Source organism: Curtobacterium sp. SP.BCp (assembly GCF_051903255.1).
Taxonomy (GTDB): domain Bacteria; phylum Actinomycetota; class Actinomycetes; order Actinomycetales; family Microbacteriaceae; genus Curtobacterium.
Map to the genome: position 1 here is coordinate 589,049 of NZ_CP194338.1, position 20,889 is coordinate 609,937.

General features: G+C 72.9%; 22 protein-coding genes. 13 read left to right on the plus strand and 9 right to left on the minus strand.

The genetic code is table 11. From position 1 onward, the window contains the following. Nucleotides 1-67 precede the first annotated feature (67 nt). Nucleotides 68-1,792, minus strand: coding sequence for a beta-N-acetylhexosaminidase (locus ACRQ4C_RS03040; protein WP_439690079.1), 1,725 nt, complete (start codon nt 1,790-1,792; stop codon nt 68-70). Between the two features lie 50 nt (nt 1,793-1,842). On the opposite strand from ACRQ4C_RS03040, the gene ACRQ4C_RS03045 reads away from it, so the two are divergent. Both ACRQ4C_RS03045 and ACRQ4C_RS03050 read left to right on the plus strand, forming a co-directional pair. Next, the gene (locus ACRQ4C_RS03045; RefSeq protein WP_439690080.1) at nt 1,843-2,985 is read left to right on the plus strand and encodes an ROK family transcriptional regulator; all 1,143 of its coding nucleotides are present in this window, start codon (nt 1,843-1,845) and stop codon (nt 2,983-2,985) included. Between the two features lie 51 nt (nt 2,986-3,036). Next, nucleotides 3,037-3,732, plus strand: coding sequence for a DedA family protein (locus ACRQ4C_RS03050; RefSeq protein WP_439690081.1), 696 nt, complete (start codon nt 3,037-3,039; stop codon nt 3,730-3,732). A 17-nt stretch (nt 3,733-3,749) separates the two neighbouring features. Here ACRQ4C_RS03050 and ACRQ4C_RS03055 read toward each other — a convergent pair whose 3' ends face one another. Beyond that, a complete protein-coding gene (locus tag ACRQ4C_RS03055; RefSeq protein WP_439690082.1) occupies nt 3,750-3,953 on the minus strand; it encodes a DUF2945 domain-containing protein in 204 nt (67 codons plus the stop codon). A 194-nt stretch (nt 3,954-4,147) separates the two neighbouring features. Here ACRQ4C_RS03055 and ACRQ4C_RS03060 point away from each other — a divergent pair, with 194 nt between their 5' ends. Both ACRQ4C_RS03060 and ACRQ4C_RS03065 read left to right on the plus strand, forming a co-directional pair. After that, on the plus strand, nt 4,148-5,200 hold the full coding sequence (locus ACRQ4C_RS03060) for a serine/threonine-protein kinase (protein WP_439690083.1): 1,053 nt from the start codon (nt 4,148-4,150) through the stop codon (nt 5,198-5,200). Between the two features lie 43 nt (nt 5,201-5,243). Next, entirely contained in the window at nt 5,244-5,867 is a 624-nt protein-coding gene (locus tag ACRQ4C_RS03065; protein ID WP_290132885.1) for a phosphoribosylanthranilate isomerase, read from the plus strand. A gap of 223 nt (nt 5,868-6,090) precedes the next feature. On the opposite strand, the gene ACRQ4C_RS03070 is transcribed toward ACRQ4C_RS03065, so the two are convergent. From ACRQ4C_RS03070 to ACRQ4C_RS03080, 3 genes are all read right to left on the minus strand, one after another. Further along, nucleotides 6,091-6,849, minus strand: a complete 759-nt coding sequence (locus ACRQ4C_RS03070; protein WP_290132884.1) for an HAD-IIB family hydrolase — start codon at nt 6,847-6,849, stop codon at nt 6,091-6,093. A 141-nt stretch (nt 6,850-6,990) separates the two neighbouring features. Continuing rightward, nucleotides 6,991-7,404, minus strand: coding sequence for an acyl-CoA thioesterase (locus ACRQ4C_RS03075; RefSeq protein ID WP_290132883.1), 414 nt, complete (start codon nt 7,402-7,404; stop codon nt 6,991-6,993). Between the two features lie 63 nt (nt 7,405-7,467). After that, a complete protein-coding gene (locus ACRQ4C_RS03080) occupies nt 7,468-8,055 on the minus strand; it encodes a nitroreductase family protein (protein WP_290132882.1) in 588 nt (195 codons plus the stop codon). Nucleotides 8,056-8,136: 81 nt separating this feature from the next. On the opposite strand from ACRQ4C_RS03080, the gene ACRQ4C_RS03085 reads away from it, so the two are divergent. Further along, nucleotides 8,137-9,060, plus strand: coding sequence for an AEC family transporter (locus ACRQ4C_RS03085; RefSeq protein WP_290132881.1), 924 nt, complete (start codon nt 8,137-8,139; stop codon nt 9,058-9,060). Between the two features lie 189 nt (nt 9,061-9,249). Here ACRQ4C_RS03085 and ACRQ4C_RS03090 read toward each other — a convergent pair whose 3' ends face one another. After that, nucleotides 9,250-10,086: an exodeoxyribonuclease III gene (locus ACRQ4C_RS03090; RefSeq protein WP_439690084.1), complete on the minus strand. Its 837-nt coding sequence runs from the start codon at nt 10,084-10,086 to the stop codon at nt 9,250-9,252. An 86-nt stretch (nt 10,087-10,172) separates the two neighbouring features. On the opposite strand from ACRQ4C_RS03090, the gene ACRQ4C_RS03095 reads away from it, so the two are divergent. Genes ACRQ4C_RS03095 through ACRQ4C_RS03115 form a run of 5 tightly spaced genes read left to right on the plus strand, consistent with a single transcriptional unit; the run spans nt 10,173 to nt 12,394 of the window. Further along, entirely contained in the window at nt 10,173-10,616 is a 444-nt protein-coding gene (locus ACRQ4C_RS03095; protein WP_290132879.1) for an Asp23/Gls24 family envelope stress response protein, read from the plus strand. Then, nucleotides 10,613-10,804 carry a DUF2273 domain-containing protein gene (locus tag ACRQ4C_RS03100; protein WP_058725186.1) on the plus strand — a complete coding sequence of 64 codons (192 nt, stop codon included), beginning with the start codon at nt 10,613-10,615 and terminating at the stop codon, nt 10,802-10,804. Before ACRQ4C_RS03095 ends, ACRQ4C_RS03100 begins: the two co-directional genes overlap by 4 nt. After that, nucleotides 10,801-11,172, plus strand: a complete 372-nt coding sequence (locus ACRQ4C_RS03105) for a hypothetical protein (protein WP_290132878.1) — start codon at nt 10,801-10,803, stop codon at nt 11,170-11,172. The genes ACRQ4C_RS03100 and ACRQ4C_RS03105 overlap by 4 nt, the downstream gene beginning before the upstream one ends. Then, nucleotides 11,169-11,801 carry a hypothetical protein gene (locus tag ACRQ4C_RS03110; protein ID WP_439690085.1) on the plus strand — a complete coding sequence of 211 codons (633 nt, stop codon included), beginning with the start codon at nt 11,169-11,171 and terminating at the stop codon, nt 11,799-11,801. The genes ACRQ4C_RS03105 and ACRQ4C_RS03110 overlap by 4 nt, the downstream gene beginning before the upstream one ends. Then, nucleotides 11,798-12,394, plus strand: a complete 597-nt coding sequence (locus ACRQ4C_RS03115; protein ID WP_439690086.1) for a hypothetical protein — start codon at nt 11,798-11,800, stop codon at nt 12,392-12,394. The genes ACRQ4C_RS03110 and ACRQ4C_RS03115 overlap by 4 nt, the downstream gene beginning before the upstream one ends. Nucleotides 12,395-12,645: 251 nt before the next feature. On the opposite strand, the gene ACRQ4C_RS03120 is transcribed toward ACRQ4C_RS03115, so the two are convergent. Together ACRQ4C_RS03120 and ACRQ4C_RS03125 are read right to left on the minus strand one after the other, a co-directional pair. After that, nucleotides 12,646-13,992: a peptidoglycan DD-metalloendopeptidase family protein gene (locus tag ACRQ4C_RS03120; RefSeq protein ID WP_439690087.1), complete on the minus strand. Its 1,347-nt coding sequence runs from the start codon at nt 13,990-13,992 to the stop codon at nt 12,646-12,648. A gap of 83 nt (nt 13,993-14,075) precedes the next feature. Beyond that, complete coding sequence (locus ACRQ4C_RS03125; RefSeq protein WP_439690088.1) at nt 14,076-15,734, minus strand: hypothetical protein; 1,659 nt, start codon at nt 15,732-15,734, stop codon at nt 14,076-14,078. A gap of 88 nt (nt 15,735-15,822) precedes the next feature. On the opposite strand from ACRQ4C_RS03125, the gene pyrE reads away from it, so the two are divergent. Both pyrE and ACRQ4C_RS03135 read left to right on the plus strand, forming a co-directional pair. Further along, a complete protein-coding gene (pyrE, locus tag ACRQ4C_RS03130) occupies nt 15,823-16,374 on the plus strand; it encodes an orotate phosphoribosyltransferase (RefSeq protein ID WP_290132873.1) in 552 nt (183 codons plus the stop codon). Next, nucleotides 16,371-18,632 carry a septum formation family protein gene (locus tag ACRQ4C_RS03135; protein ID WP_439690089.1) on the plus strand — a complete coding sequence of 754 codons (2,262 nt, stop codon included), beginning with the start codon at nt 16,371-16,373 and terminating at the stop codon, nt 18,630-18,632. Before pyrE ends, ACRQ4C_RS03135 begins: the two co-directional genes overlap by 4 nt. 243 nt (nt 18,633-18,875) lie before the next feature. Here ACRQ4C_RS03135 and ACRQ4C_RS03140 read toward each other — a convergent pair whose 3' ends face one another. Beyond that, nucleotides 18,876-19,829: an aldo/keto reductase gene (locus ACRQ4C_RS03140; RefSeq protein WP_439690090.1), complete on the minus strand. Its 954-nt coding sequence runs from the start codon at nt 19,827-19,829 to the stop codon at nt 18,876-18,878. 112 nt (nt 19,830-19,941) lie between these two features. Between ACRQ4C_RS03140 and ACRQ4C_RS03145 the strand changes: the two genes are divergently transcribed. Further along, the gene (locus tag ACRQ4C_RS03145; RefSeq protein ID WP_290132870.1) at nt 19,942-20,586 is read left to right on the plus strand and encodes a HEAT repeat domain-containing protein; all 645 of its coding nucleotides are present in this window, start codon (nt 19,942-19,944) and stop codon (nt 20,584-20,586) included. Nucleotides 20,587-20,889 lie beyond the last annotated feature (303 nt).

Here is a 20,889-nt window from a genome sequence, read left to right on the forward strand (position 1 = left end):
GAGCTGAGCGGGGAGTCGTGACCGATCGGCGCCCTCCGCGTCCGGTCGGTCCAGCCCGCCCCGCGCGCTACTCCGCGATGTTCGCCGTCACCGCGTCGATGTACGCCGCGCGTTCCTCTCGTGAGGCCGGCCGCCCCGGCACCCCCGGCCGCTGCTCCCACGGGAACGGCCCGGCCTCGTGCCGGTACTCGATCCCCATCGCCTCGAGCCGTGCCGTGTGCTCCGCCAGGCGTCCGCGGAACTCCGCGACGTCCCGTGGTCCGGCGACGTCCGCCGACCACAGCGCCTCGGACAGCGCCGCCACGCGGGGGAAGAGCTGGTAGTCGAGCTTCCGGGCGGTGTCGACGTGCTCGGTCCACATGTTGCCCTGGCCGCCGATGACGTGCGCGCGCTCGACGTCGGTCAGGCCCGAGGGCACCGGGTCGAACGCGAAGACGTCGTCGACGGAGAGCACGATCGACACCGGGATCGGCTCGGTCGGCAGGTCGCTCTGGCGGTAGTCGAGGTACGCCTGGTCGTCCGGGGACGAGATCACGTCGTGGCCCCGCTTCGCCGCCGTCCGCGCACCCGTGAGCCCGCGCCACGACAGCACGGTGGCCGACGGGGACAGGGTGCCGCCCTCGAGGATCTCGTCCCAGCCGAAGGCACGTCGGCCCCGCGACTCGACGTGTGCCGCCAGTCGGCCGATGATCCACGCCTGGAGCTGCTCCTCGTCTGCCAGCCCGAGCTCCCGCATGCGCTCCTGCGTGCGCGGGTCGTGCTCCCACTGCACCTTCGGGCACTCGTCGCCGCCGATGCCGATGTACGGGCTCGGGAAGAGGTCGACGAGCTCGTCGAGGACGTCCTGGAAGAACGCGATCGTGGACTCCTCGGCGTTGAGGACGTCGTCGGCGATGCCCCACTCCGTCCAGACCTCGACCGGGCGGTCCGGGTGGACGCCGAGCTCCGGGTACGCGGCGAGGGCGGCGCGGACGTGACCAGGCGTCTCGATCTCGGGCACGACGGTGACGAAGCGGTCGGCTGCGTAGGCGACGATCTCGCGGACGTCGTCCTGCGTGTAGTACCCGCCGTGCGGGCGTCCGTCGAACCCGGCGGGACGGAGCGCCCCGTCGGCGTCCGCCACGTGCGCGCCGACCTGGGACTCGCGCCGCCACGAGCCGACCTCGGTCAGGCGCGGGTACTTCCTGATCTCGATCCGCCACCCCTGGTCCTCGGTGAGGTGGAAGTGCAGGCGGTTGATCCGGTGCGCGGCGAGCTGGTCGACGACGCGCATGACCTCGTGCTTCGTGCGGAAGTGGCGGCAGACGTCGAGCATCACACCGCGCCAGGCGAAGGCGGGGGCGTCCTCGACGACCGTCGCGGGGACCGTCCACGGCCCCGTCCCGACGCGTCCGTGCCGGTACACGTCGGCCGGCAGGGACTGCAGCAGGGCCTGCACACCGTAGAAGACACCGGCAGCCGAACCGCCGACCACCTCGATCCGCTCGGGCGTGACCGTGAGCCGGAACGCCTCGCTGCGGGCGCCCGGAGCCGACGCGGGTCCGCTGGGCGCGGTCGCGGGTCCGGCCGGCAGGGTCTCGAGCTCTGCCGGGGAAGCGACCCGCAGCGCGATGACGTCGGCCCCCTCGTGACGTTCCGCGTCGCGCACCGGCAGGCCGGTCGAGCCGCGCAGGGTCTGCTGCAGGTACAGTCGCACCGACGCGGTGTCGTCGTCGGCAGCGATGCGGGTCGACGCGGTGATCTCGAAGGCGCCGGTTCCCGCTTCGGTACGGCGCGGGCGGGGGATGAGCATGTCAGGTCCACCATTCCTCAATGGTCTTTCGTAATATGGAGGCTATGGCCGTGGAAGAGACCGTGTCAACGCTCCCGAGCACCGTTGTGGGGACGACCCCCGGTGTGCTGCGGCTGATCAACTCGCGCGCGATCCTCGACGAGCTCTTCCGCGAGGACGCCTCCCGGACGGTCACGGAACTGAGCCGGACGGTCGGGCTCTCCCGTCCGACGGTCGAGGCTGCGCTCGCCGACCTCGTGGACGAGGGGTGGGTCGCCGAGGCCGAGGCCATCGCGACCCCGAACAAGGCCGGGCGTCGGGCCAAGCGCTTCGCCGCCGACGCGTCGGCCGGCGCGGTCCTCGGCGTGGACCTCGGGCTGCACGGCATCGTCGGTCTGCGCGCGGACCTCCGGGGCGCGACGACCGTCCGGGTCGAGGAGCGCTACGCCGACCTGACGAGCGCCGAGCAGGCCTGGACGAGCGTGCAGGACGTCGTGCAGCGGCTCACCGAGGGCGTCGCACCCGACCGGGTGCTCGCCGCCACGTTCGGCGTGCCGGCGGTCGTCGACCGCTCGGGCGCGATCGACTACACGGTCGCGGTGCCCCAGTGGGTGGAGTCGCGGGTGCCCGGCCGCATCCAGGACCTCTTCCCCGGGGCGGCGACCTTCTTCGACAACGACGCCAAGCTCGCGGCGACCGCCGAGGCGATGTGGGGCCGGTTCCGCGGTGTCGACGACGCGCTCTACCTCGTCATGGGGCGGCAGATCGGAGCGTCCTACCTCGTCGACGGATCGCTGGCGCGCGGGGCGCGCGGCGCGGCGGGTGAGATGGGAGGCCTCGCCTCGACCGGGTGGCCGTCCGCGCCGACCCGCCTGGAGGCACGGATCGCCCCCGGCACGGACCTCGAGTCGGTCTTCGCGTCGGCCGGGCACGGTGACCCCGAGTCCGTCGAGGTCGTCCGCGCGTTCGCGGCCGACGTGGCCCCGGGCGTGGTGCAGCTCGTCACGACGCTCGACCCGCAGGTCGTCGTGGTCGGTGGAGAGGTCCTGCCCGCCGCAGACGTCTTCGCCGCAGCCCTGCAGGACCTCGTGACGCCCGAGCTGCGGCACCCGGTCGAGGTCGTGCCGTCGACGGTCGGTCGCGACGCGGTGGCGCGAGGTGCGCTCGCTCGGTCCCTCACCCACGTGCGGACCTCGCACATGGGCCTCGGCTGACGTTCAGGTCCCGCGCCGGAGTCTGACAGGCCGCTCAGGGATGATCGGCGGATGACGACTGCCCTGCCCCGTCCCGTGGCTGCCGCCGATCCCGAGATGGGCGGGCTCTCCGGGCTCGTCCTGCAGCTCATCGACGCCCTCGGCGAGTGGGGCGTCGCGCTCATGCTCTTCGTCGAGACGGTCTTCCCGCCGATCCCGTCCGAGGTCATCCTGCCGCTCGCCGGGTTCCTCTCCGGGGCGGGGCAGATGAACCTCGTGCTGGTGCTCGTCGCGGCGACGCTCGGGTCCTACCTCGGAGCACTGGTGCTCTACTGGCTCGGCGCGGTCATCGGCTTCGAGCGGACCGTGCGCCTGCTCGGTCGGCTGCCGCTCGTCGACGAGGACGACTTCCGCAAGGCTGCGGACTGGTTCCACCGACACGGCAAGAGCGCGGTGTTCTTCGGCCGCTTCGTGCCGATCGTCCGCAGTCTCATCTCGCTCCCGGCGGGAGCGGACCGCATGCACCTCGGTACGTTCTCGGTCTTCACGATCATCGCGAGCGGGATCTGGAACGGCGCGCTCGTCCTGCTCGGTGCGGCGTTCGGGACGCAGTACGACAAGGTCGAGCAGTACACCGAGTGGATCGACCGGGTGCTCTACGTCGCCATCGCCGTCGTCGTCGTGACGTTCGTCGTGCGCCGGGTCCGACGAGCCCGCGCCGGACAGGGTGCTCGCGGGCGGCGCCGCGCCACCCCGGCCGGCGACTGAGCCGCACCGGGACCGGTTCAGGCCTTCGTCAGGGCCGACTCCTTGTGGGCGGCCTTGTTGCCCGACTTCTCCGACTCGACGATCCAGTACGGGTCGTCGTCGGTCGGCTTGAAGTCCTGACCGTCGAACGTGAAGTCCCTGGTCTTCTTCTCGACCAGCTTGCCGGTCGTCTTGCCCTGCGAGGTGTTCCAGTGCACCTCGTCACCCTTCGACAGCGCCATCGTGTCCTCCTTGCGCGTGAACGTCCAACTGTCCCGCCCATGCGTACACCCGATGCAGCCGCATGAACACAGGGAAGTACGGCCCATCACGATGTCGTAACGAGCCCGCGGGATCGTTCGCGGGCGCGTACCGTACGAGGTGAGTCAACCCGAAGGCAACTGCTGCTCCCGACTCCCGACGGAATGACGTGCACATGACCCTGCTGGACAGCCCTCGGGCGGAGACGGTCCTCGCTGGCCGCTACCGCCTCCTGCGGCTCATCGGCACCGGTGGCATGGGCACCGTCTACGAAGCGCGCGACGAGCACACCTACCGGCTCGTCGCGGTGAAGCTGTTCGCGACGCCGGACACCATGACGACCGCCGACCGCGTCCGTCAGGAGCGCGAGATCCGCCTGCTGAGCATGCTGTCGCACCCCGGACTCATCCCGCTCTACGACGCCGGGACGCACGACTTCGAGGACGGCCCGCACCGCTTCATCGTGATGGAGCTCATCGCCGACACGACGCTGCTCCGGCGGTTGGCCGAGGGCGCGCTGCACAACTACGAGGTGGCCGACCTCGGGGCGCAGCTCGCCGACGCGCTCGCCTACGTGCACTCCCGCGGCATCGTGCACCGTGACGTCAAGCCGGCGAACATCCTCATCAGCGACGAGGGCTCCTCCGGCTTCGCGCGGACCGTCAAGCTCACCGACTTCGGCGTCGCGCACTTCGTCGACGGCTCCCGGCTCACCAACGACGGCACGATCATCGGGACCGCCGCGTACCTCAGCCCGGAGCAGGTGGCCGGCGAGCCGATCGGGTTCGCGACGGACGTCTACTCGCTCGGGCTCGTGCTGCTCGAGGCCCTGACCGGCAAGCAGGAGTACTCCGGCACGCTCATCGAGGCCGCCCTCGCCCGACTCCGGCGCGACCCGGAGGTCCCGGAGGGCATCGCATCGGAGTGGCGCGACCTCCTCGAGCGCATGACGGCCCGGGACCCCGAGCGTCGGCCGACCGCGGTGGCCGTGGCGAACGCACTGCGCGGCGGGTCGACGCAGATCACCGGGCCGGTGCCGCTGGGCCCCGACCGTGAAAAGCACCTCCGCGCGTACAAGCTGCACCGTGCCGCACACCGACACGCCAAGCGGGGCACGTTCGACTCGGTGAAGCGGTGGCGTCGCCGGAACGTGCTGCTCGGCGGGTTCGCGATGTTCGGACTGCTCGCCGCGTGCGGGGCGTCGTACCTGGCGGGCATGCTGCACTGACACGGGTGCGACCGCGTCTGTGCGCCCTGGCAGGATGGACGGCATGACCGATCAGCGCTGGATCAAGATCTGCGGCCTCTCCACCCCCGAGACGGTGGACGCCGCCGTGGACGCCGGCGCCGACGCGGTCGGGTTCGTCTTCGCCGCGAACAGCCCCCGCACGGTGACGGCCGACCTCGCGAAGGAACTCGTCGAGCGGGTGCCCGAGGGCATCGACGCCGTCGGGGTGTTCCGCGACCAGCAGATCGACGAGGTCGTCGGCATCGCCTCGGCGGTCGGACTGACCACGCTCCAGCTCCACGGGGGCGAATCCGTCTCGGACTTCGCCCGCGCGCGTGACGCCGGCTTCTTCACGATCCGGGCGGTCAGCACCGAGGACTACCTGCGCGAGACGCCCGAGCAGCGTGCCGCGTTCGACCACGACCTCCTGCTGCTCGACGCCGCGGTGCCGGGCAGCGGTCGACTCGTGGAGCCCTCGACGATCGCGGGCAAGGTGGACGAGGCCTGGATCCTCGCGGGCGGCCTCACACCCGCGAACGTCGTTGCCGCGGTCGAGGCGCTCGACCCGGACGGCGTCGACGTGTCGAGCGGCGTCGAGTCCGAGCGCGGCGTCAAGGACGCCGCGAAGATCCGCGCGTTCGTCGAGGCGGTCCGCAGCATCCCTTGACGCCGCGCCCCGCGCGCGACGCTCTGCGCCAACGGGTTCGCGAAAGCGACAGTGGCGACGTGTCGCTCCCGCGGAAGCGACAGAGCAGCGCGGCCCGACGCGCGCGTTTTGTCGCTCCCGCGGAAGCGACCGAGCAGCGCGCCTCGCGCGCGACGCGACCAGACGGACGGACGGGAGGCCCATGGCGGATCCGCCACGGGCCTCCCGTCCGTACCGGTGCGCGTCAGCGCAGCGTCGGGATCAGCTCCGTGAGGAACGCGTCGGTGTCCTCCCAGCCCTCCACGGCGTGGCAGGGGACGCCGAGCGCCTTCACCGGGTAGTCGTTGCCCTCGGGGTCGAGGCGGTCGCCGACGAACAGCATGTCGTCGAGCGCGATGCCCGTGAGCTCGGCGAGCCGACGCATCCCGTAGGCCTTGTCGATGCCCTTGCGGGTGATGTCGATGCTCGTGGAACCGCCGGAGCGGACCTCGAGGTCGGCCAGCTGCTCCTGCACGAGGCGACGCAGGTGGTCCTTCTTCTCGCCGGTCGGGTCCCACTGCTTCTTCACGTCGACCGGTGCTGCCTGGCCGAGGGCCGAGAACGTGATCTGCGAGCCACGGTCCTCGAGGATGTCACCCCAGGTCCGGGTCTCCCAGTAGCCGGCCTGCTTCGCCTGGTCCTCCACGGCGGCGAGGGCGCGGGCCTTCTGCTCGTCGGTGAGGTCCTCGGCGTACTGCAGTGCCCAGTCGTCGTCCTGCCAGCGGTAGTACCGGGTGCCGCAGGTCGGCAGGAGGTGGAGGTCGTCGAGCGTCAGGCCGTCGCGGTGCCGGAGCGGCGTGACGAGCTGCTGCTCGAACTGGTGGAAGTTGCCACCGGAGATCACGGCGACCGGCACGACCTCGAGCAGGGACGCGAAGGTCTCGAGCATGCGGGGGTCGAGCGGCGACTTCGACGGGGCGAGGGTGTCGTCCAGGTCGAAGGCGACGAGGTGGGGCGTGGTCATGGGTCCGATCCTGCCAGAGTCGGGCCGAGCAGACGGTCCGTGCGGGGGAGCGGTGCGGATCGGATGCGGACCACCGCGACGTGCGGGCAGCGGACGGCGGCCGGTGGGCGGTGCAGCGTGCGGCGGGCGGCGGGCGGCCGGTCAGGCCCGGTGCGTGGCGGGGACCCGGTCGCGCGCGTAGGTGATGTCCGTGTAGCCGTGCGGTGCCGGGTTGCCGTCCTCGTCGAGGTTCACGAAGACGACCTCGTCGATGGTGAGGATGCTGCGGTGCGTGAAGAGGTTGCGCGCCTCGGCCCGCATCGTGAGCGACGTCCGGCCGAAGCGGGTGGCGACGAGGCCGATCTCGACGATGTCGCCCTCGCGCGCGGACGACACGAAGACGATCTCCGACATGTACTTCGTCACGACCTTGCCGTTGCCGAGCTGGATGATCGCGTAGACCGCGGCCTCCTCGTCGATCCAGCGGAGGAGGCTGCCGCCGAAGAGCGTGCCGTTGGCGTTGAGGTCCTCGGGGCGGACCCACTTGCGGGTGTAGAAGTTCATTGCGTTCTGCATGTCAGTACATACTACGACGGCCGGGCCCGTGCGGACCCGGCCGTCGGTACGACGTGCTGCCGACTACTCCTTGACGAGGACGACCTCGTCGAGCGGCAGGCGGGTGCGCGGCGCGACCTCGCGCTCGGCGGCCTTGTCGTCGAGCTGCGACGGGTCCGCGACCGTGCCGATCGCCGTCACGGTGTAGGGCAGGAATCGCTCCGGCAGGTCGAACGCGGCGCGGAGCCCCTCGGCGTCGATGCCCGCCATCTGGTGCACGTGCAGGCCCTCGGCGTGCGCCTGCACGGTCAGCGCGGCGAGCGACTGGCCGAGGTCGTACTGCGCGAACGGCCGCTCCTCGCCGTCCTCGGTGACGGTCTCGAGCACGCCGACCACGAGCGCGCTGGCACGGAACGCCCACGCGGCGTTGAAGCCGAGCAGGTTCTCGTTGATCTTCCGGAACGTCTCGGTGCCACGGCGACCGGCGATGAAGCGGCGCGGCTGGTGGTTCATGGCCGAAGCGGCCCAGCGTGCAGCCTCGAGGACGGCGTCGAACGCGGCGTCGTCGATGGTTGCGGTCTCGTCGTAGGAACGCGGGCTCCACCGCTCCTCGAGGAGCGGCACGAGGGGCTGGCTGGAGTCGGTCGAGCGGGTGAGCGTCTGCGAGGTCATGGTGCCGTCAACGGTATTCGATGCGTTCGCATTTCCCGGCTGTACGACGTCACATGAAGCCGAGGTGCCAGGATGGACGGGATGGGTGGCGTCTTGACCGGGTTCGCGATCATCGGCGCGATCATCGCTGCCGGGTACGTCGTGGGGCGCACCGGCCTGCTCGGTCCGCACGCCCAGTTCGTGATGAGCCGACTCGCGTTCTTCGTGCTCATGCCGTGCCTGCTGTTCCACACCATCGCGACCGCCGACATCGCCGCGCTCCTCTCGCCCGTGCTCTGGGTGTCGCTCGTCAGCGCGCTCGTGGTCGCGCTCGGAGCGGCGATCGTCTTCCGGGTGGTGCTCCGGCGTCCGCTCACGACGACGACGGTCGGAGCACTGGCGTCGAGCTACGTCAACGCGAACAACATCGGCCTGCCGGTCGCCGTCTACGTCCTCGGGCAGGCCACCGCCGTCGTCCCGGTCATCCTGCTGCAGCTCATCGTCCTCGCGCCGATCGCCCTGACGGTCCTCGACACCGCGACGGCCGGTTCGGGCAGCCTCGGGCGTCGGATCGCCGGGCCGTTCCGGAACCCGATCATCATCGCGTCGCTCGTCGGGCTCGTGTGCAGTGCGCTGCACGTGGAGCTGCCGGCGCCCGTCCTCGAGCCGTTCTCCCTGGTCGGGGCCGCGGCGGTGCCGGTGGTGCTGCTCTCGTTCGGGATGAGCCTGCACGGCGCGACACCGCTGCGGGACCCGGCGATCCGGACCGACGTCGTCGTCGCGTCGGCGATCAAGCTCGTGGTCATGCCCGCCGTGGCGTTCGTGTTCGCGCGGTACGTGTTCGGCCTCGGCGCACAGGACGTCTTCGTGCTCACCACGCTCGGGGCGCTGCCGTCGGCGCAGAACGTCTTCAACTACGCGCAGCGCTACGGCGCCGCCGTGCCGGTGGCGCGGGACGTCGTGCTCGTCTCGACCGTCGGGTCGGTTCCGGTGCTCGTGGCGATCGCGGCCCTGCTGCACCCGTAGCGCGCTGTCCGGCGTGACCCACCGACGGCCTGGAGGCGCGGGTCGGGCCCGCACCGTGCCTCCAGGCCGGCGTGGGGTCGCGAACGGGCGGGCACTCGCGACGCGCTCGGTGCGCGGGACCGCGAGTGGGCGTGCGCTCGCGACATGCGTGCACCCGCGACGCCGCGTGCGCTCGCGACGCCGCGCGCGTCAGAAGATCATCGGCCGGTCGTCGTCGAGCGAGGTGTCGAGGTCGAGGTCGACCGTCACGGGCACGTGGTCGCTCGGGGCGTCGCCCTTCCGCTCGTTGCGGTGGATCGCCGCGTCGGTGACGACGTCCGCGAACGCCTGCGAGCCGAGCACGAAGTCGATGCGCATGCCCTCGTTGCGGGGGAACCGGAGCTGCTTGTAGTCCCAGTAGGTGTAGCCGTCGGGGACGATCGGACGCACCACGTCCTGCAGGCCGCGCTCCTCGAACGCCCGGAACGCCGCGCGCTCCGGCTCACTGACGTGGGTGGCGCCCTCGAACACCGCCATGTCCCAGACGTCCCGGTCGAACGGCGCCACGTTCCAGTCGCCCATCAGCGCGAGGGGGAGGTTCGGGTCCTCGATGAGCCACTCCGACGTGCGGTCGGCGAGCTGTGCCAGCCAGTCGAGCTTGTACGTCCAGTGCGGGTCGCCGAGCTCGCGGCCGTTCGGCACGTAGAGGCTCCAGAGGCGCACGCCGTCGACCGTCACGCCGATCGCGCGGGCCTCGACCGGGAGGTCCGGCCCCTCCTCGCCCTTGAGGAAGCCCGGCTGGCCGGGGAAGTCCCGCGTGACGTCCTCCATCGGCAGCCGGCTGGCGAACGCGACCCCGTTCCACTGGTTCAGCCCGTGCGCCTCGACCTGGTAGCCCGCGGCCTCGAACGCCTCGGTCGGGAACTGCTCCGGCTTGCACTTGATCTCCTGCATGCCGAGGACGTCGACGTCCTCGCGCACCAACCAGTCGACGATCCGCCCCACTCGGGTGCGGACGGAGTTCACGTTCCAGGTCGCCACGCGCATGGGTCCGAACCTACCGGTCCCTCCCCGGTGGGATGGTGTTCGCTGGGGTGCACCACCGGATCAGCGGATCAGATCGGAGACCACCCATGGCATCCACCACGGACCGCGTCGACGGGACCACCACCGGGACCACGACGACGCAGGTGACCACCAAGGGCAAGACCCTCATCGACGACGCCGTCGTGGCGAAGGTCGCCGGCATCGCCGCGCGCGACGTGCCCGGCGTGCACGCCCTGGGTGGCAACGCGGCGCGCGCGTTCGGAGCGATCCGGGACGCCATCGGGTCGAGCGACCTCGGGCAGGGCGTCCGCGTCGAGGTCGGCGAGACCCAGGCGGCGGTCGACATCACGATCGTCGTCGAGTACCCCGTGCCGATGATGCAGGTCGCCTCTGCCGTGCGCGAAGCCGTCACCGCCGCGGTCACCGACCTCGTCGGGCTCGAGGTCACCGAGGTCAACGTCGCGATCAACGACGTCGAGATCCCGGGGCTGCCGGCCGCGACCGAGGACTCCGAGGGTCGCGTGCGATGAACGGGACCGTCGTCGGGGCGGGCGTCGGGGCGGTCCTCGCGATCGTCGCCGTGACGCTCGGGTTCTGGGCGTTCGTCGTCGTCGCCGTGTTCATGCTCGTCGGGGCCCTCGTCGGTCGGATCGTGAGCGGCGACCTCGACGTGCGCCGACTCGTCGACGTGCTGCGCGGACGCCGGAGCTCGTCGTGACCGGCGCCGTCGTCGCCGGCGGGACCGGCAGCGGCGGCGTCGTGCCCGGGTGGGACCGCATCGGTCCCGCCGCACTCGTCCACACCGCGCAGGCGGTCGCCTCCGAGGCGCTCCGTGCACCCCTCCGCGAGGTCCGTGCCCGGATCGCCGACGACGGGCACGGTTCGCTCGCGGTCGAGATAACGGCCCCGCTCGTCGTGCCCGCGCTCGGATCCGGCACCGTCCCGTCCGAGCCGGTGCTGCGGACCGCACACCGCGCCCGCGGAACGATCGCCGAGCGGCTGCACACGATCACCGGGCGGCAGGTCGACCGCGTCGACGTGACATACGGATCGTCGGTCGTCGACACGCCGAGGAGGGTGCGGTGAGCGCGGCTCCGGACGCCAGCGCGGCCCGCGGACTCGACGCGTCGTCGGCGGGGAACGAGCGGGTGTACCGACGGGTCCTCCGCCGCGAGACCTCCGCGTCGCGCTCGGGCACCGTCGTCGTCGCGATGCTGCTCACCGTGCTGCTCGCCGCTGCGGTGGTCTTCGCCGCCGCCGTCGTCCTGCTCGGCCAACGCGTGGCCGGTGTCGACCCCCGAGCCCTCGTCGACACGGCCGTGCGGGCACCGGACGGCCTCGACACGACCGTGGTGGTGACCGTCGGCGCGATCGTCGTCCTCGTCGGGCTGACCTTCCTGCTCCGCGGACTCCTGCCGCAGCGCCGACCCCGTCACACCCTGCCGTCCGACCGGCTCGCGGTGGTCGTCGACGACGAGGTGCTCGCGTCCGCGGCCGCCCGTGCAGCCCGCTCCGCCACGCGCCTCGGGCCGGACGCCGCCGTCGGCACCGTCGGACGCCGGACCGTCGAAGTGGTGCTGCGGCCTGCCGCCGGGGTGGACGTGCCCGTGCTCGACGCCACCGAGGCCGTCCGGCGGGAGCTCGACGCCGTCGCGGCGCAGCCCACCGTGACACCGCACGTCCGGGTGCAGCCGACCGGGAGGGTGGACGGGTGAACGCCACGAACCGCGTCGTCGGACGCATCGCCCTCGTCGTCGTCGGGCTCGCCCTGCTCGTCGCGGGAGCCGGAGCCGTCCTCGTGCAGACCGTCCCGGCCGCCGCCGGCATCTGGCACGACCTCGCACGACCGGGCCTGACCGACCTCGGCACCCGCGCGGCCGAGGAAGCGTCGCTCGTCGCGTGGACCGCGGTCCTCGGCGGCGCGGTCGTCGTCGGGGTGCTCGCGCTCGTGGTGCTCAGCACGCTCGGCGGCGGACGGACCGGCACGGTGGTGCAGGACGACGGTGGTGCCGACGGCGTCGCGGGATCGGTGCGGATCGATGCCGCGGCCGTGCAGCACGCCCTCTCGTCGGCGATCGGTGCGCTGCCGCAGGTGGCGTCGCTCGCCGTGGACGTCTACCGGGTACGTGGTCGCCGTGCCGTCCGGATCCGGGTGCGTCCTCGTCGCGGGGCCGGGCCGCGTGAGCTCGCCGAGCGGGTCGAGGCGGTCGTCGCTGACCTCGACGCGCTGCTCGGCGAGCGGCTGCCGGTCCTGCTCGAGATCGCCCGCGGGGGCGTCGGGTCGGGGAAGCCGGACCGCGTGCACTGACGCCAGGTGCCGGTGCGGGCGTCGGTGCCGGTGCCGGCGCGGGTGCCGGTGCGGATTGGTGGCGCACAACCGAAGGCACCTCGAACCGCGGATGCGCGCGGTTCGAGGTGCCTTTGGTTGTGCGAGCGCGAACGCGCGAGAGCGCGAAGACGCGAGAGCGCGAAGACGCGAGAGCGCGAGAGCGCGAAGACGCGAGAGCGCGAGAGCGCGAAGACGCGAGAGCGCCGCCGGTGCGCGGCCGCGCGGGTCCGCTAGATGCCGACGCCGCGAGCGCGGAGGAACGGCACGGGGTCGATCGTGGCGCCGCCCGTGTGGACCTCGACGTGCGAGTGGCACCCGGTCGAGTTCCCCGTGGAGCCCACGAGCGCGATGAGCTGCCCGGCCGAGACGCGTTGCCCGGGCGACACCCGGAAGCCGCCGTTCACGATGTGGCCGTACGCGGTCGTGATCCCGCCGCCATGGGAGATCCGCACGTAGTTGCCGTAGCCGCCGTACCAGCCGACGTACTCGACCGTCCCGGCGGCCGCCGCCACGATGGCCGACGAGCACGGGCTGCCGAGGTCGACGCCGTCGTGGAAGATGACGCCGCCGTGGATCGGGTGCACACGGTAGCCGTACGGGCTCGTGATGCCGCCGCTCGCCGGTCGGACCCAGCCCGTACCCGAGCCGGACCCCACGGAGCCGCCCGAGGACCCGCCGCTCGACCCGCCGGAGGCACCGGAGCCCCCACCCGACGAACCGCCGCTGTTCGCCGCGGCGGCTGCAGCGGCCGCGGCAGCAGCGGCGCGGGCGGCAGCTTCGCGTGCAGCCTTCTCCTCCGCCGCCTTGCGGATCGCCTCGCCCTTCGCGAACTCCTTCTCGGACCGGACACGACCCGATGTCAGGGTCGCGAGCTGTGCGTCGAGCCGGGCCTTGTTCGACTGCTGTTCCTCGTACGCTGCCTGGACCTTGTCGGACGCGGCCTGCGCGACGTCCATCCGTTCCTTCGCCTCGTCAGCGAGTTCGTCGAGCTTCTTGGCCGCGCGGTCGGCCTGTGCGGTGAGGGACCGCGCGACGGAGGCGTCCGCGGAGGCGGCGGCCTCGACGCGCTCGGCCTGCTCGGAGAGCTTGCTCAGGGCGCCGAGGTTGTAGAGCAGGTCGGAGGCGTCCTCCGAGCTGCCGACGACCGACGCGGTGACGTCCGCTCCGCCGGAGCGAGCCATCTGGGCGGCGAGCTGCCCGGCCTGGGCGGCGCTCTGCTCGGCGGTCTCGGCGTGCTCGTCGGCCTCGGCGCGGAGCTTCTGTTCCGTCTCCGCTTGTCGCTGCGCCGCGGACTGCGCCTCCTGGAACTCGTCACCGAGGCGCTGGGCCTCTGCCTGGGCTTCCTCGAGGTCGTCGGACAGCCCGTCGATGATGCCGCGGATCTTCGTGATCTGCGTCTGCTTCTCGGATTCCTTGCCACGGGCGGCGAGCAGGTCGTCCCACGACGGGTAGGTCTTCGCCTGCGCCGCCGGGGCGTCCAGCACGACGGTGCCGACGAGTCCCGCGAGCGCCAGACCGGTGACGGCGAGGCGGAGCGGGAGGGTCCGGCGGGGTCGGGGGCTGGTGGCGCGGGTCACAGGGGGAAGCCTATACATCCGTACAGGCAGATCGGGTCGCGGGCGCGCCGCTGTGGATGGAACACCGCGCGACAGGGTGGAGCTCAGAAGCCCCGGTCGCGCAGGGTCTGCTCCGCGCTCTGCACGACCCGGTCCCGGAGGACGGCCGCGCCCGCGGTCCCCGCGTAGTCGTAGACGTCGAAGCCCGTGCAGTGCGTGATCGACGCCGGAGCGCCGAGCGAGTCCTCCACGGCCCGGGTCCAGACGTCCCCGGAGCCGATGACCACGAAGGTCGGTCGGGCCCCGCGGTAGGCGCCGAGGTCGACCAACCACGGGTAGGTGTCGAACGTGTCCCGGACCTGCAGCAGCTCGACGTTCGGCGCCGCGTAGGTCGCGAGTGGCCGCACCGTCCAGAACTGCCCGACCCCGGTGACGTCCCGCCCCGCTGCCCAGCGATCGAGGCAGCCGGCGGCGGAGTAGCGGGCGTCCGACACGGTGCGGACGGTCCCCGGGACGGCAGCCACCCCCGCGACGAGGACGGCCGCCGCACCGATCGCGAGGACCGTACGGACCGCCCGTGACGGTCGGTGGACCCGGGTCGCGCGGACGGCGGTCCGGGTGAGTTCGGCGACCGCGATGAACGCCAGGAGCGGCGCGGTCACGATCGGCTCGAGGTACCGCGGGGTCTCCGACCCGGCGACCACGACCCCGACGGACACTGCGACCACGGTCACGAGCGGCAGCACCGTGGCGACGAGCACCGTGCGGGAGGTCCGGATCCGCCAGGCCCACACCGTGCCACCAACGGCGAGCAGGACCCCGACGAAGAGCAGGAGCAGCCCGGCGTCGCCCGCCGCGGTGGCCGCCCGGTCGTCGGTGAGCTGCGCGAAGAACGCCAGGGTGTCGAACGCCCGCGATGGGTGAACGTAGGTGGACGGGTCGAGCGACACGAACGGGCGCAGCGGGATCCGCACGAGGTACCCGACCACGGAGCCGACGACGAGCACCCCGCCGAGCAGCCCGGCCGGCCGCCACGGCACCCGGCGTGCGAGTGCGAGCAGCCCGAGTGTCACGATGACCGGGCCGGCCGACCACGGCACGTACAGCGGGTTCGACGCGGTCGTCAGCGCCGCGACGAGGCCGAGCGTGACGAGGACCGGGACCGATGCCCGTCCGGTCCGCACTGCCCGGAGCACGAGCACGGCGGTCGCGAGCATCGCCAGCACGGCGCCGTAGTAGTAGGTGGTCGTGAGGAGCAGCGACGCGAGTTCGAGCGAGGTGGCCGTCGCGGTCGACTCGGTCAGGACGAGCGCCGTGACGAACGCGAGCGCCAGCCCGGACACTGCGATCCGTGCCGGACGTCCGGCCGAGGGCATGAGCTCGTTCGCCGCCGCGCGGAGCAGTGCGTACACGGCGAGGAGCACGAGCACGCCGTTCAGCGCGAGCGCCTGCTGCGGGGTCGCCGTCACCACCGAGCAGAGCAGGTAGACCGGCAGCTCGGGGAAGAAGAACAGCGCGGGGGACATCGCCCACTCGAACGGCTGCCCGGCGTCGAGCGAGCGCCGGACCAGCGGCAGGAGCACCGAGTCGCCGTCGTACCAGAGCAACGCGACCCGCGGTGTGGCGACGACGTGCCGCAACGCGATGACGGACAGGGCCAGCGCGACCAGGGCGCCCAGTGCCTCCCGGCCGATCGCGACCCACCTGCCCGCGGTGGCCGCGCTGCCCGCCTCGACGGCTGGCGGCGGTGCGGAGCGGGGCATGCTCCGGAGCGTACCGAGCGCGCCTCGGCGGGGGCCGCCCAGGTGCACAGGAGCGCCCGATCACCCCGACCGGCTACTCTGGTGCGCTGTGACTGACGTGCGTGACCAGTTGATCGACCACATCAAGGCCGATGCCGTGTTCCACGGCGACTTCACCCTGACCAGCGGCAAGCAGGCGTCGTACTACATCGACCTGCGGAAGGTCAGCCTCGACCACCGTGTGGCACCCCTCATCGGGCAGGTGATGACCGACCTCATCGCCGAGGTCCCGGACGTCGCCGCCGTCGGCGGCCTCACCATGGGAGCCGACCCGATCGCGAGCGCCGTGCTGCACCAGGCCGCCGCCCGTGGCCTCGCGTACGACGCCTTCGTCGTCCGCAAGGAGCCGAAGGACCACGGTCGCGGCCGTCAGGTCGAGGGCCCCGACGTCCGTGGCAAGCGCGTCATCGTGCTCGAGGACACCTCGACCACCGGCGGCTCGCCGCTCAAGGCGGCCGAGGCGCTCGAGCGTGAGGGCGCGATCATCGCCGCGGTCGCCGTCGTGGTCGACCGCGACACCGGCGCCAAGGAGAAGATCGAGGCCGCCGGATACCCCTACTACGCCGCCATCGGGTTGGCCGACCTGGGGTTGTCCGCGTGACCGGGGAGCGTCCGGACGACGCGCAGGGCCCCGAGGACACCGCCGGTCCCGGAGACGGGGACGACGGCCTGGAGGCACGGCGCGCGTCGGAAGCGGACGCTCCGTTCCACGGTCTCCGCAGTGCCGCGGACATCTTCGGCGCTCCCCGCTCGGCCGACGAGTGGCCGTCCCGACGGGAGCGTCGCGAGGCCATCAAGGCCGCGCAGGAGACCGGTGCGCCGCTGCCCGAGCCGTTCACGGCGCCCTCGGAGGAGGAATCCGCCGGCGCGGACACGAGCCCGGCCGAGGCGGCTGCGCGTGACGAGGCGGCGGCGCGTGACGAGGCGACCGCGCGTGACGAGGCGGCGGGCGACGCCGGTGCCACGCAGGCGATCTCGATGCCCGAGGAGCTCCGTGCGCCGTCGCAGCAGGCGCACCCGAGCTCGATCCAGCTGCCGACCGCGCAGTCGAACCGGGACGCCCGCGCCGCCGAGGCCCGGGCGCTCGACGAGGAACGCCGGCGGACCGACCCCACCGGGACCGGCCGCGACGACGTCGACTGGCTCGGCCGTGCGACCGGCACCGGCACGGGAACGGTGACGGTCGGCGAGCCGATGGCCCGCCAGCCACTCGGTGTCGAGGACGCGTTGCCCTCCGCCGACGAGCCGCCGAGCTTCACCGACCTGCTGCGGGTGCAGTCGTCCTCCGACGACGACGCGGCTGCCGGGTCGGACCGTCCGTTCGACTGGGCCGTGCACGACGACGAGACGGGCGAGGTCCCGACGACGCTGACCTCCGAGGCGTACGACACGGCTGGGTCGTGGACGCTCGCGGACGAGGCGGAGGACGAGGCGGAGGACGAGGACGAGGTCGCCACCGGAGCGGTCCCCACCGCGGCGCCCGGACTGCCGACCGCCGCCGCACTCGGCGCTGCCGGTGCGGTCGCTGCCGGGGCTGCGGCCGCCGCACCGACGGGATCCGAGCCGGACGCCCCGACGACGCGACTCTCCGTACCGGACGCGGCCACGGGCCTCCCGGTCGAACCGACGCGACCGTCGACCCCTGCCGAGCCGGCGCTTGCCGAGCCGGCGCCTGCCGACCCGACCCCTGCCGAGCCGGCAGCGGACGGGGCCGCCACGACCAGGTGGTCGCTCTCCGACGAGGCCGAGGAGACCCCGACCGTCGCCTTCGAGCCGCCACGCTCCGCGTCCGCGACGCCGTGGTGGGCCGAACCCGACGACGCCGTGTCGCCGACCGCCGCCCCGCCGCTCGTCGAGCCGACCCCCGAGTCGTACCCGGCGCACCTCCCGCCCGCGGTCGGGCAGGACTTCGACGGACTGCTCTCCGCTCCGGAGGACCGCCCCGACCCGGAGCCCGCCGCGACGACCGACCCCGCAGCAGCAGCGGGGCGCCCGGAGGACATCGACCAGTCGGAGTGGACCGACCGCGAGACGAGCGACACGAGCGCGATCAAGGACCTCTTCGGGACCGCCGCCGTCGACCAGCTCGGCACGACCGGCTACGACCCGCACGACACCGGCACGGCGATGATGCCCGCGGTCCGGTCGTCCTCGGCCGCCGCTCCCGCGAGCCGCGCACCGGAGACCCCGACGCCGTCGCCGTCCCAGCAGGGGCTCATCAACCAGCAGTTCGCGAAGCTGCAGGGCGAGGGGACGCGCGGCAAGCAGCTCCTCATCGGCGGCGCGATCGTCCTCATCGTCGTGCTGCTCGTCCTCGTGTTCCTCTTCGCGAAGTGGATCATGGGCAACACGGTCGCCGACCACCTCGTCCCACCCACGAAGTCACCGACCGCCGCCGCGCAGTCCGCGGCGCCGTCGTCGACGCCCTCCGCCGAGGCCGAGCAGGCGCAGACGCCCGCGACGGGGCTCCAGTTCGCGACCACGCCGGCGGCTCCGGGCGAGCACGCGTGGACGGACCTCGCGGGCGGGGAGTGCCTGTCGCCGTTCACGAACGCGTGGGCGCAGACCTTCACGGTCGTGGACTGCGCGACGCCGCACGCGGCGCAGCTCACCGCACGGCTGCCCGTCCAGGCGGACGCGTACCCGGGGGCGGACGCACTCGCGGCGCAGGCTGCGGAGCAGTGCCAGACCTCGGCGGCGCTGGACACGGCCGCGGCGGGTTCGGTCGGGGACGTGCAGGTCCAGGGGGCCTACGCGCCGGACGAGTCGACGTGGCAGCAGGGCGACACGTTCATCTCGTGCTTCGTCACGCGGTCGTCGGGGCAGGAGCTCACGGGGTCGCTCGCGCCCGCGGCGTAGGCGGCGCGGGCGGCGTCGAGCGTGCGTTCGCCGTCGGCGTCGTCGCGCGGCCGGCGTCAGCGGCGCTGGAGCGACGAGCCTGGGAGCGCGGCTGTCGAATGACGCGGTCGTCGTCGTACGACCACCGCGGAGTCGCTCCGTGCCCGCTCGGGTTGCCCGCGTGCGCGACGAACGACGTTGCCTTCGTCGTACGACAGCGGCGACGTCGTCCAGCAGCGGCAGCGCGGGGCGCCGCCGCCGCGGTCAACGTGCGGCGGGGACCTTCGCGGACGCGTCCGACAGGGTGCGCAGCTCCTCCGCGCTGAGCTCGAGCTCCGCCGACGCGAGCAGCGCCGGCAGCTGGTCGGTGTTCCGCGCGCTGGCGATCGGCGCGACGACGTCCGGCTGTGCCTGGAGCCACGCCAGGGCCACGGTCGCGATCTCCACGCCGTGCTCCCGGCCGATCGTGTCGAGGGCGTCGACGACCGCGAGCCCCTCGTCCGAGAAGTAGCCCGACACCTGCCCCTCGCGGTCCTTGCCGGCGAAGTCCTCCTCCGAGCGGTACTTCCCGGTGAGGAACCCGGCGGCGAGGGCGAAGTACGGCACCACCCCGAGGTGCTCGGCGGCGGCGAGCGGCGCGATGTCCGACTCGTACGGCTCCCGCGTCACGAGGTTGTAGTGCGGCTGGATCGCGACCGGCTTCGCGAGGCCGTGCTCGTCCGCGATGCGGATCCACTCCTCGGCGCGCTCCCGCGAGTAGTTCGAGATCGCCGTGAACCGGACGAGGCCCTCGCGCACGAGCTGGTCGAACGCCCGGACGGTCTCCTCGAGCGGGGTCGACTCGTCGTCGAAGTGCGCGTAGTACAGGTCGATCCGGTCGGTGCCGAGCCGTTCGAGGCTGGCCCGGGCAGCCGCTGCGACGTTCGACGCCGAGAGGCCCTGGAACTCCGGGTGCTGCGACACCTTCGTCGCGATGACGACGTCGTCGCGCTTGCCCGAGGCGCGGAGCCACGAACCGATGACCCGCTCGGACTCACCGCCGCTGTTGCCCGGCGCCCAGGCGGAGTACACGTCGGCCGAGTCCACGAAGTCCCCACCGGCGCCCGTGTACGCGTCGAGTACCCGGTGCGAAGTCTGCTCGTCGGCCGTCCAGCCGAAGACGTTGCCGCCGAGTGCGAGGGGGAACACGGTGAGGTCGCTGGTACCGATGCGGGGCATGGTGGTCCTTTCGTGGTCTGGTCGTCGCGGTCACGGTGACGGCCGCGACACTCCCACGCTATGCCCGGCCGCCTGTCGCCCGGCCAGGGGCTTCGCAGTGTTGCATGAGGGGATGAGCACGCTGACCGACCACCTCGCCGACCCCCGTTCCTCCGCGCGCCTCCGCGCCGTGATGGCGGCCGGCACCGCGGCGGACCCGGCCGACCTCGACGTCCTCCTCGAGCAGTGCGCGGTCGACCCCGACCTGCAGGTCCGCGAGGCCCTGACGTGGTCGCTCGTCCGGCTGCCGGCGGAGGTCGTCGTGCCACGGCTCGTCGCCGAGCTCGACCGTCCGGAAGCGCAGGCGCGGTCGCAGGCGCTCCACACGCTGTCGAAGATCCGCGACGGGTCCGTGTACGCCGAGGTCGCGGACCGGATCGGCGACACCGACCCCGGTGTCCGGCGAACGGCCTGGCGTGCCGCCGCGGTCCTCGCCCCCGAGGGGGAACGACCCGCGCTGGCCCGACGGCTCGCCCGGGAACTCGGCGAGGGCGACCGGGACCGCCGCCTGGCCCTCAGTCGCGCGCTGGTGTCCCTCGGTGAGGACGTCGTCGCGCCGGTCCTCGCGGACGCCGCCGCGCGACGCGGCGAGTCGGTGCGCGAACACGTCGCCGACACCGAGCGGCTGCTGCACGACCCGGACGCCGCGTCCTCGCTCGCGCTGGAGCGCGCGCGACGCGAGATGGCGCTGGGACGCAGCAAGCGCGCATCCGGCTGACGCGACCCGCAGCGAGCGCGACGGCCGCCGACGTGAGCGGATGGCGGCCGGGAGGTGCGTGGCGGCGCCGCCACGCGCCTCCCGGCCGTCCGCACCAGCGCTGGGCGGGCGCCGGAACCCGCGGATTCGGCGTCTCGAAACCCTCGGATCGGCTTGCGCGTCGGGAACGACACCGGCCAAGGTGGGTGTCGAAGGGGAGTAGCTCCCAGCGCGTGCATCGACACACTGGCCATCACGACGATCGGCCCGGTGCACCACCTGCCGGTCCCACCCGGCGGGCGAGCGAGACCTTCGGCCGTTCCG